We start from the raw sequence: 18,195 nt of genomic DNA, 5'->3' as shown, positions 1-18,195 counted from the left end.
TTTTTTTATGGATTAGCTCCTGTAGCTTCCTGCGCTAAAGGAACATCATTTGGCGCTGAAGCCATTGCATTATCTAAAGTAAATAACGATTCGTCTGTAGCACGATCACCGCCCGCAATTTTTAACTTATCTATCAGGCTTGAAGCAAGAGTTTCTTCTTCAATCTGCTCCTGAACAAACCATTGCATAAAATTCCAGGTTGCCCAATCTTTTTCCTGCAAAGCGAGATCAACCAATGCATAAATAGATGTCGTGTTATCAACTTCATGTTGGAATACTCCATCAAAACAAGCTGTTAAATTTTCAGGATCTGCAGGTGGAGCAGGAATGGCATCAACTTTTGGTTTTCCACCCCTATTTAAAACATATTCCATAAATTTTATAGAATGATTTCTTTCTTCCTGCGAATGGCGGTATAAAAAATTAGCAATCCCACTGTAGCCTTTGTCATCGGCCCAAATTCCGTATGATAGAAATGTGTGTGAAGCGTGAATTTCTTTATTCATCTGATCGCTCAATGCTTTTTCCAGCGTAGGTGAAAGTCTGTTGGTATTCATAATTGTATATTTTAGTGTAATTATGATTATAGATACAAAAATGATTCCGTGAAAAGTTTTGATGATGAAATTTTAAAATTAATAAAATATAAAATTTTGTAAATCAAGTATTTAGGAGTGTAATTTATAGTTAGTCTAAAATAAAAAAAGCCAAAACTTCTTTAGAATTGACTTTTAATAAATTGTAATAATAATGACTTTAAATTTTGAAAACCAAATTTATTTTTTAGTCAGTTTAGCCAAATAGGAATCTTCATCCTGCAAAACTTTTTCTATTTTGAAACCGTTATTTTCTGCAGCATTCTTCAATGTATTAAAATCAAGATACAGCCATTTAATTGGATCTTCAGATTCGCCCTTATAATGAACTGTATAATCCAATTCACCATAATATCCTTCTGCCGGAATATAAACTCCGCCGTCTTCATCTTTATCAAACATATACAAAATATCTGTACTGTCAATCAGGATTTGTCCGTTTGTATTTAATAATAAATATAATTTTTCTAGATAAATATCAATCACGTTCAGGCTTTGAAAAATACCTGTTCCATTCATTAATAACAGAATAGTATCAAAAGTTTCTTCCGAAAAATGAAGCATATTTTCGGAAACAGCTTTTTTGATTCCTCTTGATTTACAAACTTTAATTGATTTTGGAGAAATATCTAATGCTGTAATGTCAAGTTTTTTTTCATTTTGAAGATATAAAGAATGCGAACCAGCTCCAGCTCCGATATCCAAAGTTTTTCCCTTAGATAATTTCAATGCTTTTTGTTCAATATCATTCATCTCTTCAAAATCTCTGAAAAGATACTCTACCGGAAGCTCATCGAGTTCGGAAATTGAAGTTTCGGTCTGAAGGTCTTCAGGATTTTCGTTGTGAAAATAATCCCAGATTGCGCTTCCCATTAAGTCTTTCATAAAGATAATTGTGGATGCAAAGATAAGGTGATTTTGTATTTAAGATAAATCATTATAAAATTATTTTTTTAATTTTATTATTTCAAAACTCAATCTGATGAAGAATACTTTATTATTTTTTTTTATTTTTTCAATTATTGGATGTACTCAAGAAAATCCCAAATTTGACAAACTGATATATAGAACTACGGGTTGTTTCGGAACTTGTCCTACTTACTATCTTGAAATTAATAATGATAGAACTTTCAAGTTGTTTGCTGAAACAGTTTTTAAGGAAGAAACTTCAATTTTCGATTTTGAATTAGATTCTGCAAAAATGGGATATTTTAAAGGTAGTTTAGACGAGGTCACTTATAACACATTAAATAAAAAAATACAGATGATATCCGAGCCAAATTACAAATATTATAAGGATGATGTAATCACTGACACTCCTACAGTTACATTGATTGTACAAAGAGGAGGAGATAAAACCTGTTATAATACATTTAATCCTACCAATGATTTTCAAAATAATGTTATTAACTTTTTAAATAATATATGTTCTGGAAAGGTGGAAAAAGGCGAAAAGTTTAATACTGATTATAAATTTGATTGTTTTTAAAAATAATCTTTTCAAATTAACATCATAAACACTTTCTATTTTTAAAACCGCTTAATTCCTTTAAAATTTCCCTAAATTGTCTTTCCTTAAAAACGAGATTTCTCTCATGACAGATAAACAATTTAATTTTCAACAGGGTTTCACATTCAGTAAATACGTTCCGGAAGAAACATCACATTTCGACAGGGTTTTTGATGTGTTTAAAGATTTGCTTACCCACACTTCCGGCGATATCGAAGAAGCTTTTGAGTGGCTCGATATGCTCGACAAAGAATATGATATTTTCACAGATGAATATACGTTGGAAGATTTTGAAGAAGACTTGAGAAAGCGTGGTTACATAAAAAAAGAAGATGATTCTGAAGACGGCAACACAGGAAACGGAAAAGGAAAAAATATTCTGACTGCCAAACTGGAAGCTGCCCTTCGGGAATTTGCTTTAGACCAAATTTTCGGTAAGCTTAAAAAAAGCGGTATCGGAAATCACCGAACCAATAAGACAGGCGTTGGAGATGAACGAGATGGAGAAAACCGAAATTTCCAATATGGAGACGATTTATCATCAGTGAATATGACTGAAAGTCTGAAAAACGCCCAAATCAACAACGGAATTTCTGATCTCAGAATGACTGAAGACGATCTTATCGTAGAAGAAACAAAACATAAAGCTCAGATGAGCACGGTTTTGATGATTGACATCAGTCACTCAATGATTCTCTACGGCGAAGACCGTATCACTCCTGCCAAAAAGGTAGCAATGGCTTTAGTGGAATTAATCAAACGAAAATATCCAAAAGATTCAATTGATATTATCGTATTTGGAAACGAAGCGTGGCCGATTAAAATTAAAGATTTGCCATATCTGCAAGTCGGACCTTATCACACAAACACCGTTGCCGGATTAGAATTAGCAATGGATATTCTTCGTAGAAAAAGAAACACGAATAAGCAGATTTTTATGATCACCGACGGAAAACCCAGTTGCCTGAAATTGCCTACTGGAGAATATTACATGAACAGCGTAGGTTTGGATGAAAAAATTGTTTCCGAATGTCTGAATAAAGCTGCACAAGCAAGAAAACTAAAAATCCCAATCACAACTTTTATGATTGCACAGGATCCTTATCTTCGCCAATTTGTGAATGCATTTACGGCTCAAAATAAAGGAAAAGCTTTCCTCACGGGACTTTCAGGTTTGGGACAAATGATTTTTGAGGATTACGAGAAAAACAGAATTAAGAGGATTTAGGAAGAGCCAAGGCAAAATTTTAATTTTAATTTAATAATAATTTGGGCAGCTTAATCCTCCTTCCACTCCCGCTTTTTTGCAAATTTCCCAAGGCTTTTCCCACCGCTGAAATTTACAAAAAGAGCTCCGTTCAAGTCGGGCTGCGAGATTCGTGTTCCAAACATAACTAGAATTAAAAGATCCCTTTGCTAAGTGAAACTGAAAATTCGACGAAGTCAAACGCCTTTACAAACGAAAAATAAAACATTTAGTAATAAAAAATCTTTGCCGACTTTGCGTTAAAATATTTTTTCACAAACACAATTCAAAACAAATACATCATTATAAAAAATGAAAAACGATACAACATTTAAAGAATTAAAACAATCAGGATATACCGATAAAACCATCAATCAGGAAATTCAGGCAAATTTAATTGCGAAAATTAAGGCTAAAGAACCTGTGTTTGAAGGACTTTGGGGTTATGAAGATTCTGTGGTTCCACAATTGAAAAAAGCAATTTTGGCGGGACATCATATCAATTTATTAGGTTTGCGCGGACAGGCAAAAACCAGAATCGCAAGAAGCATGGTCAACCTTTTGGACGAATACATGCCAATTGTAAAGGGTTCTGAAATTAACGACAGTCCGTTTCAGCCGATTTCAAAATATGCAAGAGATTTAATCGCTGAATTAGGTGATGAAACTCCTATTTCGTGGGTTCATCGTTCCGAACGTTTCTTCGAAAAACTTGCAACTCCGGATGTAAATGTTGCCGATTTAATTGGTGACATCGATCCAATCAAAGCTGCAACGTTGAAACTTCCTTACTCCGACGAGCGCGTTTTGCATTATGGAATGATTCCAAGAGCGAATCGTTCGATTTTTGTGTTGAACGAATTACCCGATTTGCAGGCAAGAATTCAGGTTTCTCTGTTTAATATTTTGCAGGAAGGTGATATTCAGATTCGTGGTTTTCAGTTGAGAATGCCTTTGGATATTCAGTTTGTGTTTACGGCAAACCCAGAGGATTATACCAACCGTGGAAGTATTGTGACACCTTTGAAAGATAGAATTGGGTCGCAAATTTTCACGCATTATCCGAAAACGATTGCGTTAGCAAAACAAATTACCGAGCAGGAAGCTTTGATTTCTGAAGAGGATAAATCGAAAATTCAGATTCCTGATTTAGCTAAAAATCTATTAGAAGAAGTTGCTTTTGCTGCAAGAGAAAGCGAATATGTAGACGCAAAAAGTGGAGTAAGTGCAAGATTAACAATCAGTGCGATGGAAAATCTGGTGGCTGCAGCAAAATTACGCTTAATAGAAACTGATGCCAAAAAAACTTCGGTTCGACTTTTAGATTTTATGTCAATTATTCCTTCAATCACAGGGAAAATTGAATTGGTCTATGAAGGAGAACAGGAAGGTGCAGATTATGTAGCGAAAATTCTGATTGACAAAGCTGTAATGACGCAATTTGAAAGTATTTTCCCACGCATTTCTAAGCTGGAAAAGGAGGGCATCAAAACACCTTATACAGATTTAATAAAATGGTTTAATAAAAATCATCTTGAACTGAATTACACCGACACTGACGAAGAATTTTTCACTAAATTAGAAAATGTGACGCCTTTAACAACTTTAATTGAAGAAAATGCCTCAGAACTGAGCAAAGAAGACAAAAACTTTTGCAAAGAGTTGGTTTTATGGGCGCTGACAATCAGTAAAAAGTTGGATAAATCTGAAAACCAGGCAACTTATACTTTTGATTCGGCAGATGTAAGACAATTATTTAGAAATTAATTTTATATAAATAATAATATTGGGAAACATAATGTGTAATTATGTTTCCTTTTTTATTTAGAATACTTTTTGGTCAGCTTGAGTAAAAAATTCTCAATACATTTTTCTTTCTTTTCGATACGGAAAAAACTCCGATTGACGAATTATATTTTTTCTAAAAATCATTCATTCTAAATTGTATATTTGTCAAAAATTAAAGCACAATTTTGGAACTACAGGAACTTTTTGAACGTTTAGCGATACTTTGCCTATCGATTTTCACCCTTTATTATTTTTCAAACAGAAACCGTAATATCAGATTACATCCGCTTCTGGGATTAATCAGTATCTGTACATTTTTTATGTGTATGGTTTTTACAAAAGCTGAATACAGTCTTGGTGTTGGCTTCGGCCTTTTTGCAGTCTTTTCAATTCTACGTTTCAGGACAGAAACTTTTACAATTCAAACGATTGTTTTTCTGTTTGTTTCAATTACGCTTTCCCTGTTAGACGGACTTTTACCCATTACAAATCTTGAAATTCTTTTAGGAATCAACATAACAATAGTTGCAATTTATTTAGTCTTAAATTATTTCGAGAAAAAATCTCCGATTGTTTCCGAGAAAAGTTCAATTGAGGTTATTTCTTCTTTAGACTTTTTACAATTGGAAGAGTCGGAACGAAAAAGAGTGCTTACCGAAAAAACTAAGCTAAAAAACTTCAGCTATAATATTAAAAGCATTAATCTGAATGATAATATTGTGATTTTGAAGCTTTCACATTAATGTTTTCACTAATTGATCAGAGAGAGATTCAAACAAAAAATCAATCCATATAAGCTCTTGCCTGCTTAATATACAACTGCTTTTGATCTCCTAAATATTTAAACTCGATATCTAAAGGGTAGCTTTTCTTTGCCATTTTTCTTTTCTGCCAAAGAAGATACATTTTGCGCTCCAAAACCGGAGAAATATCAAAAAGCTTTTTGATTTCAGTTTCCGTAAGAATCGGTTTCCCTTTATTTAAGCTTGATGTAGACCGGTAATCAACCACAAACGAGCCCAGATAATTGAAATTGTGACAGTAAAATTCATCGCAGGTTACACCAGGTTCAGGTTTTACGACAGATTCTTCACCCAATTGAACATTCACGGTAATTCCTGCATATTTATCACGGTACAAGTTTCTTGTCACCAAAACTCCGTTTGCCTTTTCATCAGGAAAAGAACGGTGCACCAAAACGCCCATTGCACAGCTTTCATGATTGATTCCAAATAAATCTCTTTCCTGAAACGCACGAAAATTCCAAAAACTTGACCATACATCCAAAATTGCTTTTTCTATCGTTTTATCGGCATCTCCGATGATGGCTGTTTTAGAATCGTACAATCCGGCTCCGTTAAATCCTTCCATATCTTCAGCGTTGGTGGAAGAACGGAATCTGAAATTCTTAAAATCACTTTGATTATTCAGTTTTTCTTCGATCATTTTCAGAAGTTCTGCATTAACTTTCGAGTTTTTAACAGTCTTTCTAAAAGCTTTTAGCTCTCTGTCAAGAAGTTTAACAGAATCTTTTGGAATCGCATACAAAGCATTAATTTTATCCTGAAAATGATTATCCTTAATATGCTGGTCAAAATAATAAAAAGGAATTGCAAAAGCATATTCAGGAGTTTTGTAAGATTTCATTTCCTTCTGAATCTGTTTTAAAAGTCCAAGATTTGTCGCTTTTGAACCAATTGCATCTACAATATTTAATGGAGTTGTTGTTTCCAAATCGACCAGATTTGTAACCGATAGATCTCTTTTTAAAACGATTTCTTTTACCGCTTTTTTAACTGGAATTACTTTTTGTGAAGCTTTTAATAAATAAGAATTTTCTTTGGTAATCAGTTCTACTTTTTTGCCTAAAAGATGGTTTACCGATTGTTTATCCCAAACTTTCGTATCCACATATACGGGAATATTTCTGTTTTTTGCGAGTAAAACCAGATGACTCAAAGGAGTTTGAAGCTCAGTGATAATAATCCCCTTTACGGTCGGAATAAATTCAGGAGTTGTATTGATGATGATGATTTCATCTGATTTTGGATTAAATTCTTCTTTCTTCTGCAAATCATACTTTTTCAAAATACCCACATTGGAAGCTTTCTCAATCGACTGTTCTGTAATTCTTTTAAAAATAAAATCGGAAAAAACAGTTGGAATTTTCAATTGGTTTTTTGAATTTAAATTAATGACATGAGGTGAATTCAGATAAAATTTCAGTTTATCCTTAAAAAACACATTCTTATTGACTTCCATGTAAAAGAAATTAATCAGTCCGGCATTCATTTCATCTGAAGCAGCAAGTTCCATCACCCAATCTTCAGAGTCAGCAAGATAATTGATGTTGGCAAGAAGATAGGTTCGATTGTTGGTCGGATTGTAAGACTCTTTATTAAATTCCCCAATTTCCTGATTGAATCCTAAAACCTGCAGACAAAAATCATAGTGATAAGTATATCTCGTACTATTAAAAAAGTACAATTTTTTAGCAGCATAATCGTAAACCACTTTCACAGATTTCATGTTGGTAAACTTATCGGTCAATGGTTTTCCGGCAAGATTCAGAAACTGTTGTTTTTTTGTGATAGAATGAACATAATTGTCCTGTGAATAAGCTAAAAGCGAAAATGTAAGAAATAAGAATACGAATATATTTTTCATGTCTTTGTGAAGATTAGGGAACAAATGTAGAGAATATCCTGAATGTGGCAAAGATTGACATTATTTTTGAATCAAAATACGAAATAAGAGCCTGGAATTTAAAAACATCTTCTATCCGAAACATTTCTGCTTAGCGCAAGAGGCTTTCGGATGACTATGGATCTTTCCTGCATTGTGCAGCAAACATTTAGTACTTCCCGAAAACTATTTGTAGAAATTTCATTTAAAAGCAAAGCCCCATTTTTAAAATAAAAAAGGGCTTCGCAAGTAAAAACAAGGTATTTTATATCGTAGAACCTACGCCGTCTTTCAGGCTTTCGGCTAATTTTTTTCTTTCTCGTAAACGCTTTCTTGCCACGACAGATTTTCCACTGAACAGTCTTGTGAGTTTTTCTAAAGTGAATTTCGGATAGCCAAAATGATGCGTCATCACAAATAGTAAAACTCCAAATCCGGCAAGTATGACATAGCCAAATATTCTCTTATTTGCTACAATCATTGCATTGAGCTGAATGGTTTTCAGGCTGAGATTAGGTTGCGCATTCATCGTCATTCCATCCATATACACCGCTAAATCTCCCAAACTTTCTATCTGAAACTGGTATTGTGTCCAAGAAAATAATGCAGAGAAAAATCCGGTCGTAACAAATGTTCTCCACAAAAGGAAAAGTCCGATAGCAGGAAGCATTTGGCTGATGTCTATTTTATCCAATGCGTAAAACCAAACCGAAATATACAGCGCACACATTCCGAATCCTTTTAAAAACATCGGCAGATACCAGCTTCCGTAATTGAATTCGAGCACCATAGAAAAATACATCATAATGCAATAAGCTACCATTGCAGAAAATCCTGCGAAGATGAAAAGCTTGAGTCTTTTTTCTTTTTTAAACCAATAAACGGCTAATACTCCTGCTGAAATGAGTCCTGGAATCATCATCATATTGAGTTTAGCATTCGTCAGTTGGTCATATCCTAAAACTCCGACCGTAAAGATATTTTGAAGTGAAGTGGTTGCCATAAACATTCCGAGACATAAGAGTAGGAAAAGCCCTACTTGAACGTTGTTTCGGGAGAAAATAGCAAATGAAAGATATGGTCTTTTTAAAGTATACTGACGGATTACCATTAAAGCGAAACTCACAAACGCCGCAATACTTGCGTTGATGATGTTATCTGAATTGAGCCAATCCTGCTGTTTCCCAAATGAAAAAACATACGCCGAAAACATAAATGTGGAAATAAACAAGAAAATACTCAGCCAGTCGATGTAATGTAAAGGGACTTTCAGGGCAAAATATTTGTCGTGCATTACAATCCAGCAAATTATTCCCACGACAAAGCATAAAATCGCCACAAAAATGAGGAACTGTCGCCAGTTGTACATCATAGAAAATTCTACCGAATAATAGTTTGCCACCTGAGTGATGACCAATATAAAAGTGTAGAAAACTCCATAAAAAATACCTCTTCCGCCCATCATCGCCATCAATGGCAGAAATACTTCAATGGTAATAAACGTTTTGCCGAAACCTAATATCAACGAAACAAAAACAATCACCATCGGATTGGACGTTGTTGCATTGATATAACTTAAAATTCCTAAAATCACAAGCAAAGCCACGACTTTGTCCCGTACTTTGAAACGCATTTTAGCTCTCAAAACGATAGGCATTGCTGCTCCCATTCCTACAGTGGTGGCATAGTTTGCCCACATATAATATTCACTCATCACTCCGGTTTCACCCACCATAAAGCTTAAACTTCCCGTATACACACCGCTCACCGGCATTGCGATAAGCGTAATCAGGAACAGCACAAAAAGCTGAAGCGGTTTCGGAACCCAATTGCTGAAAAGACCTTGGTTGTACATAATTTTTAGACTATAAGATGATAGACGGATAGAAGATAGACAATTGTTAGATTTTTTAGATGATGATTTCTGCAATTAAGACGAATCAAAAATCTATTATCTATCCGTCTATTCTCTATTTGTCTCTTTAATAGAAACATTCATATTCATCCCCGCACTCAGTTTTGCTACATCTTCTTTTTTGTTGGAAGATGTGAACTCGATTCTTACGGGAATTCTCTGCTGAACTTTGATGAAATTTCCTGTTGAGTTATCTGTCGGAACACTTGAATATCTTGAACCCGTTGCAGCAGAAACCGCAGTGACCGTTCCTTCAAATTGTTTTCCGCCTAAAGCATCGGCAGTCATCACTATTTTTTGTCCGATTTTGATATTCGGCATCTGACTTTCTAAAAAGTTAGCAGTTACCCATTTTTGGTTATTCAAAACAATGGTTCCCACCTGTTGTCCCGGCTGAATTAATTGTCCTTCAGAAATCATTCTTCTTCCCATTACTCCGTCGTAAGGGGCAGTGATTACCGTGTAAGAAAGATTGATTTTTGCCATATCCAAAGCAGATTTTGTTCTTTTAATTTCTGCATCGTTGATTCCTAATTTTGATTTCACTTCCGTTGTTGAAAGACTGGCGGATTGCTTTTGATTAACCAATGTTTCGTACGCTGCTTTTTGAGCATCATATTCAGTTTTCATCTGGTCAAATTGCTGTTTTGTCACAGCTTCCGAAGCCAATAGGTTTTTGTATCGGTTTAAGTTCTGTTCGGCATTCCAAAGTCTGGCTTTTGCTCCGGCAATATTAGATTCCATCACACTGACATTATTGGAGACCGTGTTTACAGAAGAGCCTGTTGCGGATTTTTGTGCTAAAGCATTTTGATAAGCTGCTTCCGCCTGACCAAGCTGAGTCAGAATTTCTCTGTCATCCAGAATTACCAGAGTATCGCCTTTTTTCACCTGTTGATGTTCGATGAATTTAATTTCCTTGATGTAAGCTGAAACTCTTGTATTAATCGGATTAATAAACTCTTCTACCTGAGCGGCTTCCGTGTAAGTTTTATCGCCAATGTGAAAGTACTGACGAACCAGCCAATACAATCCGAAACCAATTACCGCAAAAACGATAACGTTTGAAATGATGGCTCTGACTTTATTTTTCTTGTTCTCTTTCTTTTTTGCCACGGCAGAATTAGCCGCAGGTTGTGTATCTTGAGTATTTTGTTCCTTGTTTTCCATTGTTTTGTTTTATGCTGTTTTGAACACGAAATTCACAGAGTCTTTTTATTATTAAATGTTTTTTAAGTTTCACAAAGCTGTTTCACTTATGTAAGAATACTAAATTTTTAATTGTTGAATACTATTGATTAAAGCGTTCCCGTAGATTTCAAAAGATTATAATATTGATATAAAACATTGATTTCTGCATTGGCAAAATCGAGTTCCGACTGTAGTTTTTGGTTTTGCGCATCAATCATTTCAGCCTGAACAGCCAATTGATTAAGATATTTGGCTTCTGTGATTTTGTAGTTTTCATCGGCTAAATTTTTAGCATCATTCAGAATTTCTGCCTGCTGAATGGCTTCCTGATATTTTACATAAGCCGCATTAACAGTCATGTCTACATTTTGCTGAACTAAAGTCTTCGCATCATTCGCCTGATTTTTCTGGATTTCACCCAGCTTCACTCTTTCCTTAGTTTTATACAAATTATCGATGTTATAACTTAACGAAATTCCACCCTGCCATCCACTAGAATACATATCCAGCACTGGATTTCTTGTGGCAATCGGTCTTTGCAAACTGTATCCTCCAAAGCCGGAAAGGGTAGGCATTTTATCTGTTTTTATGATTTCAATATTTTTATCGGCAACAGCAATACTGGTTTCTGCAGATTTCATTTGAGGATTGCTGTCGTGAGCGAGATTTTGATAATAATCTACACCAATTCCAGTTTCTTTATTCTCTAAATTTTCTATCGGAACAATCTCTGTGTTGGCATTTAAACCTAAAGCTACATTCAGGTTATAATTGAGAATTTTTCTGTTGTTGGATAAGGTTAAAATATTTTGGTCTAAATTTTTAATTGCCAATTCCCCACGAATGACCTCATTGCGGGTTATCATTCCCTGTTTGTAGAAATCGTTGACGTTTTTTAACCGCTGTTGAGCCAGTTTTTTATTATTCTGAACCACCACTTCCTGATTTAAGATTCTATAAATATCCAAATAGTTAGAAATTACCAAAAACTTAACATCTTGCTGGTTCTTTTCTAAATCTAATGCTGATAATTGCTCACGAAGCCCGGCTAACTCAATCGATTTATTTACTAAACCTCCTTTAAAAATCAATTGCGTTGCCTGAACACCGTAAGTACTGCCATAGTGAGGCATCGGAATCGTTGTGGAGTTGGAAAAATCTTTGTCGATTGCCACAGCATTTCCCAAGTAGAATTGTGTGGTTGAAGCTGTGATCGTCGGAAGTTTCTGAAGTTTTGTGATATCAGTCTGCTGTTTCGCAATATCGATATTTTGTGCAGAAACTTTTAACTGATAGTGATTCTGAAGCGCCAGTTCGGCAACTTCATTCGCTGTCATCTGTTTTATTTCCTGTGAAAAAAACAGCGCAGGAAAAAGACCTACCAATATTGATAGTGCTGTTTTTATGTTCTTAACCATTGTACCTTGTTTTACAGATGCAAAGTTATGGTAAGAGCACAATCAAACAAATGTTTGAATTTTGGAAAAAGATGTTCAAATGTAGGATTTTATTACTGGTACTGTTGTCTGTATTGATTCGGGCTAACCTCCAAATGTTTCTTAAAAAAGTGCGAAAACGAATATTGGTCACTAAAACCGAGAACCGTAGAAATCTCTGATATAGGCATTTTAGATGAATTCAAATAGACCTTTGCTTCATTAATTACAATGGAAGCAATGATCTCACTTGCCGTCTTGCCTGTAATCGTTTTTACAACCGATGAAAGATGTCTGGTTGTAATCGACTGCCGTTCTGCATAGAACTCTACATTCCGGTTATTGAGATGATGATTAGACAAATCGTTAAGAAAGAGAAATACAATTTCTTCCTGTCTTGACATCTGGTTCATCGCACTGTTGTCTTCCTTAGAAATAATTCCTGCCATTTGGTAACAAAAAACAGAGAAAAGATGTTCAACAATCTCTTTTTTGTAAGTCATTTCAGTTTCAGAATCGAGAATATCTTTCAGAAAATTGACGCTTTTCCAAACCACATCCAAGTCGTCCTGAGAAAACGGAACCGCAACATTCATCTGCTGACGGAAATACCGGTACGTTATTAATCTGTTGAATTTCAAAGATAATGCAGAAATGAATTCACGTTTATAAGAAACCATCCTCGACTGGAAATCGTCGCTAATTGAAATTAGTTCATATACAGTTTGTGGGTCAGTTACTATAAAGGTATTTGCAGAAAGCTCAATATCATTAAGATGTTGTCGTAGTTTTATCGTTCCGCTTTTTATAAATAAGAATGCAGGATTATCCGGACGAAATGGTTTGTCTGTAGCGATTCTCTGGTGAATTGTTTCCTGAGTAAAAATCTCAACCCCGAATTGTTCTAAAGCAGTCATATTTTGCTTGGAAATTATTTAAAAATAAAAATACCCCGCAGGTAGGCGAGGCGCTAAATGTTTTCACAACGGAATAATCCTTATTGTGAATTGCTTTCGGATACAAATGTAGAAATTAATTATTTATATTGTTTACGGTTTTCCGTATTTTTATTAAATAATTTCTGTTTAATTTCAAGAATTTTCTTTAAAAAAACGTATAATTATCAGTGAGAGAACAGTTGGATTAAATTTTAAAGTAAACTTTTATGAAGAATTTTGAACAGTTGCCAAAAAAAATAAAAAATATTAATAAGTATTGTGATTTATAAAACATATAATCTATATTTGTAGAGGCAAAAAATAAAGCCATCAATGATAACTTTATTCTGGGGGTATAGCATAACGGCTAATGCAGCGGCCTTATAATTCGTACATACGGGTTCGAAACCCGTTACCTCCACCACAAAAGTAATGATTTATTTCCATATATTGATTATATGTTTAAATAAATCAGTTGTGAATTGCTTTCATTTTTTAGAGAGATTGCGAAAGTAATCTCTCTTTTTTATTCAAAATATGGAAAACCGTAAAATGGTTAGATTAAAATATTTTATTTTTATACTTTCTCAAAAAAACTAAATAGTTATGGCAAAGATTAGGAACATACTTGGGCTAGACCTTGGAACAACTTCTATTGGATTCGCTCATATTATAGAAGGTGACAATCCTGAGCAATCTTCTATTAAAAAAATTGGTGTTCGTGTAAATCCTTTGACGACAGATGAGCAAACCAATTTTGAAAAAGGAAAACCTGTTTCCGTAAATGCTGATAGAACACTGAAACGAGGCGCAAGGAGAAATCTGGACCGTTATCAAGACAGAAGGGAAAACTTAATTGACGCTTTGTTGAAAGCCAATATTATTACTAAAGAAACTGTTTTAGCAGAAAATGGAAAAAATACGACTCATTCAACCTACTTTTTCAGAGCAAAATCTGCTGTTGAGAAAGTGGAAAAAGAAGAGCTGGCAAAAATTTTTTTGGCAATTAATAAAAAAAGAGGTTATAAAAGCAGTCGTAAAGCTAAAAATGAAGACGAAGGGCAAATCATCGACGGAATGGCGATTGCAAAAATACTATATGAAGAAAACCTTACACCGGGTCAGTTGGCTTATCAATTATTAAAAGATGGTAAGAAGTATTTGCCGGATTTTTATCGTTCAGATTTGCAGTCTGAGTTTGATAAAGTTTGGAATTTTCAGAAACAATTTTATCCCGAAATTTTCACTGATGAGTTTTATAAAGAACTAAAAGGAAAAGGTCAGCGTGCAAGTTCTGCAATGTTTTGGACGAAATACGGATTTAATACTGCAGATAATAAAGCAAAATCGAGGGAAGAAAAAAAACTTCAAGCTTATTTGTGGAGAAGTGAAGCTATTAATAAACAATTAGAAAAAGAAGAAGTTGCGTTTGTGATTACTGAAATCAATAATAATCTCAATAATTCCAGCGGATATTTGGGTGCAATCAGCGATAGAAGCAAAGAGTTATATTTCAATAATCAAACAGTTGGGCAATATTTATATGAGCAATTAAAAGAAAACCCGCATACGAGATTGAAAAATCAGGTTTTTTATCGTCAGGATTATTTAGATGAATTTGAAAAAATTTGGGAAACACAAGCAAAATTTCATTCTGAATTAACAGAAAATTTAAAAACTGAAATTAGGGATATTGTTATTTTTTATCAACGAAAACTAAAGTCTCAAAAAGGTTTGGTGAGTTTTTGCGAATTTGAAAGTCAGGAAAAAATTATTAACGGACATAAGAAAACCATCGGTTTAAAAGTAGCGCCAAAATCATCGCCTTTATTTCAGGAATTTAAAATCTGGCAGGTTTTAAATAATGTTTTGATTAGAAAAAAGGGAAGTAGAAAAAGGGTCGCAAAAGATGCTTCTCCAATGTTGTTTGATGAGGAAAAAGAAATTTTTGTTTTGGATTTAGAAACTAAGCAGAAATTATTTGATGAATTAAATATCAAAGGAAATCTGAAATCTGCAAAAATTATAGAACTTTTAGGTCACAAATCTTCTGAATGGGAAATGAATTATTCAGAATTAGAAGGTAACAGAACCAATAAAACTTTTTATGATGCATATTTGAGAATTTTGGAATTGGAAGGTTATGATGAAGATTTATTAAAACTTCAGGGAAAAGATGATATCGATGTTTCAGAACTAAAAGCATCAGTTTCGGAACTAAAAGATATGATAAAACGAATTTTCGAAGTGTTGAATATAAACACAGAAATTCTGGAATTCGATGCTGAGTTGGATGGGAAATATTTTGAAAAACAGACTTCTTATCAGCTTTGGCATTTGTTATATTCATATCAAGAAGACGATTCCAAAACGGGAAATGATACTTTATTCAGGCTTTTAGAAGAAAAATTTGGGTTCAAAAAAGAACATTCTCAAATTTTGGCAAATGTTGCTTTTTCTGATGATTATGGGAATCTAAGCACGAAAGCAATGCGAAAAATTTATCCGCACATCAAAGAATTATCTTATGATAAAGCTTGTTTGCAGGCGGGTTACAGACATTCTGCTTCGTCTTTAACCAGGGAAGAAATTGCAACTCGTCCGTTGAAAGATAAATTAGAATTACTCAAAAAGAACAGTTTGAGAAATCCGGTTGTTGAAAAAATATTGAATCAATTAGTAAATGTTATCAACACCATTATTGAAACTAATAGTGAAAAAGATGAAGATGGGAACATAACTAAGTATTTCAAATTTGACGAAATCCGAATCGAACTTGCTCGTGAGTTGAAGAAAAATGCCAAAGAAAGGGCAGAAATGAGTGCAAATATCAATTCTTCTAAAACTGACAATGATAAAATAAGAGATATTATTAAAAAAGATTTTCCACGAGTTAAAAATCCAAGTAAAAATGATATTGTAAGATATAAATTGTATCAGGAATTGTCATATAATGCCTATAAAGATTTATACACCGATGAAAAAATCAATTATGAAAAGCTTTATAGCAAAGACTATGATATAGACCACATAATTCCTCAATCTAAAGTTTTTGATGATAGTTTTTCTAATAAAGTATTGGTTCCCAGATTTGCTAACCTAGCAAAAGGAAATAAAACAGCGAATGACTATATGTCAAATAAGTCAATAGAAATGTTTGAAAAATATACTTCTATCGTTGAGGCTTTATATAAAGAGAAAAAAATTACTAAAGCCAAATATCAAAAATTATTAAAACAGGAATCTGAAATTGGTGATGGTTTTATTGATAGAGATTTGCGTGACAGTCAATATATCGCCAAAAAAGCAAGGAATATTTTATATGAAATTTGCAGAGTTGTAACGCCAACTACAGGAAGTGTTACTGATAGATTAAGGGAAGATTGGGATTTAATCAACATTATGCAGGAACTTAATTTTGATAAATTCAAAGCTTTAGGTTTGACTGAGAAAATAGAAAAAAAGGACGGAAGTTTCAAAGAACGTATTGTTGACTGGAGCAAACGAAACGACCATCGTCATCACGCAATGGACGCATTGACGGTAGCTTTTACAAAACAAAGTCATATTCAATTTCTTAACTTTTTAAATGCCAGAAAAAATGAAAGTCATAAGGAGCATAACATCATTGTCAGTATTGAAGGAAAAGAAACTTCTTTGAAATACGACGATGATGGCAATAAAAGGAGAGTGTTTAATATGCCTATTCCAAATTTCAGAGAGCAAGCCAAAGAGCATCTTGAAAACGTTTTAGTTTCGCATAAAGCTAAGAACAAAGTGGTAACCAAAAATAAAAACAAAACCAAATCTAAAAACGGAGAAAGAACCAAAGTTGAACTTACACCAAGAGGACAGCTGCATAAAGAAACCGTTTATGGAAAATATCAGTATTACGTCAGTAAAGAAGAAAAAGTAAGTGCGAAATTTGATGAAGAAACCATTAAAAAAGTAGCAAACCCAGTTTATAAAAAGCTTTTGCTTGGAAGACTTTCTGAAAATGGAAACGACCCTAAAAAAGCTTTCGCGGGAAAAAATGTTTTGAATAAAAATCCAATTTATTTGAATGAGGAAAAAACAGAAACTCTTCCAGAAACTGTAAAATTGACTTGGCTGGAAGAAAATTACTCAATAAGAAAAGACGTAACACCAGAAAATTTTAAAGATTTAAAAACTATAGAAAAAATCTTAGATGAAGGTGTTAAACGAATTTTGCTCAACCGTTTAAAGGAATTTGGAAATGACCCTAAAAAAGCGTTTTCAGATTTAGAAAAAAATCCGATTTGGCTCAACCAAGAAAAAGGAATTGCTATCAAAAGAGTGACGATTTCTGGGGTGAAAAATGCTGAATTTCTGCATTACAAAAAAGACCATTTAGGGAATGAAATTTTAGATGATAACGGAAAGAAAATTCCGGTAGATTTTGTGAGCACAGGAAATAATCATCACGTGGCAATTTACCGAGATGAAAAAGGTAATTTGCAGGAAAGGGTAGTGTCTTTGTTTGATGCAGTTCAGTTAGTCAATGCAGGAGAACCAGTTATTGATAAAAATTACAATCAAGGTTTAGGTTGGCAATTTCTATTCACACTGAAGCAGAATGAATATTTTATTTTTCCTGATGAAAAAACAGGATTTAATCCGAAAGAAATTGATTTATTAGACCCGAAAAATAAAAAGAAGATAAGCCCGAATTTGTTTAGGGTGCAGAAATTGGCGACCAAAAACTATATGTTTAGACATCATTTGGAAACTAATGTTGATGAGTTATCTCAATTGAAAGATGTGGCTTATGTAAGTATTAGAAGTACAAATCCTTTAAGTAATATTACAAAGGTGCGACTTAATCATTTAGGTGATATCGTGAGTGTTGGAGAATATTAAAAATTATAA

General features: G+C 33.7%; 12 protein-coding genes and 1 tRNA gene. 6 read left to right on the top strand and 7 right to left on the bottom strand.

Features of this window, described 5'->3' with window-relative positions:
* Nucleotides 1–5: 5 nt before the first annotated feature.
* Both OEA66_RS01755 and OEA66_RS01750 read right to left on the bottom strand, forming a co-directional pair.
* Nucleotides 6–557, bottom strand: a complete 552-nt coding sequence (locus OEA66_RS01755) for a ferritin (protein WP_267279731.1) — start codon at nt 555–557, stop codon at nt 6–8.
* Between the two features lie 219 nt (nt 558–776).
* Nucleotides 777–1,481 (bottom strand): class I SAM-dependent methyltransferase, encoded by a 705-nt coding sequence (locus OEA66_RS01750; RefSeq protein WP_267279730.1) that lies wholly within the window; start codon nt 1,479–1,481, stop codon nt 777–779.
* 97 nt (nt 1,482–1,578) lie between these two features.
* Here OEA66_RS01750 and OEA66_RS01745 point away from each other — a divergent pair, with 97 nt between their 5' ends.
* From OEA66_RS01745 to OEA66_RS01730, 4 genes are all read left to right on the top strand, one after another.
* Complete coding sequence (locus tag OEA66_RS01745; protein ID WP_267279729.1) at nt 1,579–2,085, top strand: DUF6438 domain-containing protein; 507 nt, start codon at nt 1,579–1,581, stop codon at nt 2,083–2,085.
* Between the two features lie 106 nt (nt 2,086–2,191).
* Nucleotides 2,192–3,334, top strand: coding sequence for a vWA domain-containing protein (locus OEA66_RS01740; RefSeq protein ID WP_267279728.1), 1,143 nt, complete (start codon nt 2,192–2,194; stop codon nt 3,332–3,334).
* 330 nt (nt 3,335–3,664) lie between these two features.
* Nucleotides 3,665–5,119 carry a sigma 54-interacting transcriptional regulator gene (locus tag OEA66_RS01735; protein WP_267279727.1) on the top strand — a complete coding sequence of 485 codons (1,455 nt, stop codon included), beginning with the start codon at nt 3,665–3,667 and terminating at the stop codon, nt 5,117–5,119.
* A 206-nt stretch (nt 5,120–5,325) separates the two neighbouring features.
* On the top strand, nt 5,326–5,883 hold the full coding sequence (locus OEA66_RS01730) for a DUF4956 domain-containing protein (protein WP_267279726.1): 558 nt from the start codon (nt 5,326–5,328) through the stop codon (nt 5,881–5,883).
* Nucleotides 5,884–5,923: 40 nt separating this feature from the next.
* Here OEA66_RS01730 and OEA66_RS01725 read toward each other — a convergent pair whose 3' ends face one another.
* From OEA66_RS01725 to OEA66_RS01705, 5 genes are all read right to left on the bottom strand, one after another.
* Nucleotides 5,924–7,807, bottom strand: coding sequence for a PEP/pyruvate-binding domain-containing protein (locus OEA66_RS01725; protein WP_267279725.1), 1,884 nt, complete (start codon nt 7,805–7,807; stop codon nt 5,924–5,926).
* A gap of 283 nt (nt 7,808–8,090) precedes the next feature.
* On the bottom strand, nt 8,091–9,680 hold the full coding sequence (locus OEA66_RS01720; protein ID WP_267279724.1) for an MFS transporter: 1,590 nt from the start codon (nt 9,678–9,680) through the stop codon (nt 8,091–8,093).
* 108 nt (nt 9,681–9,788) lie between these two features.
* Entirely contained in the window at nt 9,789–10,910 is a 1,122-nt protein-coding gene (locus tag OEA66_RS01715; RefSeq protein ID WP_267279723.1) for an HlyD family secretion protein, read from the bottom strand.
* 128 nt (nt 10,911–11,038) lie between these two features.
* Nucleotides 11,039–12,349 (bottom strand): TolC family protein, encoded by a 1,311-nt coding sequence (locus OEA66_RS01710; protein ID WP_267279722.1) that lies wholly within the window; start codon nt 12,347–12,349, stop codon nt 11,039–11,041.
* Between the two features lie 92 nt (nt 12,350–12,441).
* A complete protein-coding gene (locus OEA66_RS01705) occupies nt 12,442–13,284 on the bottom strand; it encodes a helix-turn-helix domain-containing protein (protein ID WP_267279721.1) in 843 nt (280 codons plus the stop codon).
* Nucleotides 13,285–13,654: 370 nt separating this feature from the next.
* Between OEA66_RS01705 and OEA66_RS01700 the strand changes: the two genes are divergently transcribed.
* Both OEA66_RS01700 and cas9 read left to right on the top strand, forming a co-directional pair.
* Nucleotides 13,655–13,729 (top strand) — tRNA-Ile (locus OEA66_RS01700).
* A gap of 191 nt (nt 13,730–13,920) precedes the next feature.
* Complete coding sequence (gene cas9 / locus OEA66_RS01695) at nt 13,921–18,186, top strand: type II CRISPR RNA-guided endonuclease Cas9 (protein ID WP_267280070.1); 4,266 nt, start codon at nt 13,921–13,923, stop codon at nt 18,184–18,186.
* Nucleotides 18,187–18,195 lie beyond the last annotated feature (9 nt).

It is taken from the genome of Chryseobacterium luquanense (assembly GCF_026460945.1).
Lineage (GTDB): Bacteria > Bacteroidota > Bacteroidia > Flavobacteriales > Weeksellaceae > Chryseobacterium > Chryseobacterium luquanense.
Note: the sequence above shows the minus strand (reverse complement) of the source record. Positions and strands in the feature narration are given on the sequence as shown.